General features: G+C 60.7%; 1 protein-coding gene. It reads right to left on the reverse strand.

Features of this window, described 5'->3' with window-relative positions; translation table 11 throughout:
- Positions 1-127, reverse strand: a 127-nt coding sequence (locus tag ACYVOK_RS34385; RefSeq protein ID WP_460666787.1) for a DDE-type integrase/transposase/recombinase, incomplete at its 3' end; no start/stop codon positions are given.
- Positions 128-605: the final 478 nt, after the last annotated feature.

Consider the following 605-nt stretch of genomic DNA (forward strand, 5'->3'; position numbering starts at 1 on the left):
GCTTGCTAAAGAAGCGCTTGGCCGCTTTCTTGCTGCGCCGGCTCTGGACCAGCACGTCGAGCACGTTCCCGTGCTGATCAACGGCTCGCCAGAGGTAGTGCAGTTTGCCCCGGATGCGAACAAACACCTCGTCGAGAAACCATTTGTCACCGCGTTTCGGCCGGCGCCGCTTCAGGGTCTTGGCGTAGGTCCGTCCAAAGCGCAGGCTCCACGCGCGGATGGTCTCGAAGTTGCGTCAGTCGCCCTGGCCAACAAGACAGCCCGCATCGCATGGGCGGTGCTGGCGAAGGGGGAAGTCTACCGGGCTCCCGTGCCTGCTGCTTGAGCACTGGCTTGGGCTGACATCTTCAGTTTGGGAAGGGTGATGATGGCGTGATGCAAACCGGGCGAGCCGGGATCAGGCAAACCCGAGGTACTGTCAGAGCTGCGAGCTCGTCAACCTGTCAGGGGCCTGATCTGCGGATTTCATCAGGGCCAGCGGTCAGATGGGCCGCACCAACAGGCCGTACATATCACTGCACCCGACCACCTTGCACATACGTCAACAAATTCCTTGCCAAAGGGGAGCGTCCACATATGACAGTACCCTTAGAACTACCCACCGG

Source organism: Kribbella swartbergensis (assembly GCF_054784135.1).